Origin of the sequence: Thiolapillus sp., assembly GCF_048562965.1 — a bacterium.
Taxonomy (GTDB): domain Bacteria; phylum Pseudomonadota; class Gammaproteobacteria; order Chromatiales; family Chromatiaceae; genus Thiolapillus; species Thiolapillus brandeum_A.
Genome location: NZ_JBHNMF010001507.1, coordinates 1 through 594 on the forward strand (window position 1 = coordinate 1; position 594 = coordinate 594).

1 protein-coding gene and 1 pseudogene are annotated in these 594 nt (G+C 49.8%); one reads left to right on the forward strand and one right to left on the reverse strand.

What is annotated here, in order from left to right; translation table 11 throughout:
• Nucleotides 1-36: 36 nt before the first annotated feature.
• Nucleotides 37-510 (forward strand): transposase, encoded by a 474-nt coding sequence (locus ACOCD2_RS25200; protein ID WP_419584075.1) that lies wholly within the window; start codon nucleotides 37-39, stop codon nucleotides 508-510.
• On the opposite strand, the pseudogene ACOCD2_RS25205 reads toward ACOCD2_RS25200, so the two are convergent.
• Nucleotides 476-594, reverse strand: a pseudogene (locus ACOCD2_RS25205) (IS481 family transposase); the annotation flags it as partial. The gene ACOCD2_RS25200 and the pseudogene ACOCD2_RS25205 sit on opposite strands and share 35 nt — an antisense overlap.

Genomic DNA, 594 nt, shown 5'->3' on the forward strand with positions numbered 1-594 from the left:
GTTTCTTTACCGGTGTTGACCCGTCTGGTTCCTGGCATGGGCAATACGGGAAAACTGATAGCGGCGCAAACCCTGATACGAGCGATCTATCGCTTGCTGGATGGGCGCAAGGTGCGTGTTCTTGTCGATAGTTGGTACATGCGGCGAGTATTCATCGAATCCATGTTGGCGCGTGGGTTTGATGTGATTGGTCAGGTCAGGATTGATACCTGGTTGTGTGATGAACCTCCCAAGCGTCAGAAAGGCCAACGAGGAAGACCAAGAAAATACGGGAGAAAGTACACACCCAAACGCATTGCGCATTTGAAACGCACGGTGGTGACATTGCCTCTGTATGGAAAGGAACAGGAGGTGCGTTATCGGAGTAAGGTATTGATGGCCCGTTTTCTGAAAGGGCGCCTGGTTCGAGTAGTCTGGTGTGAACTCAAGAGTGAAGCCGGCCATTGGAAGAAGGCCCATCTCCTGTTGAGTACCTGTCAAGTCCCGATAGATCATAGATTTTCTTTTTGAATAATTCCGGTTGTTTTTTGTGCCAATCCTAATAAGCGCCTGAATGGGCGTGATGTGCCCGATGTTTTTCTGCGGGACATGGTA

Coding starts and splice junctions, on each gene's coding strand:
- ACOCD2_RS25200 (WP_419584075.1), top strand. CDS start 37: ATGGGCAATACGGGAAAACTGATAGCGGCGCAAACCCTGATACGAGCG.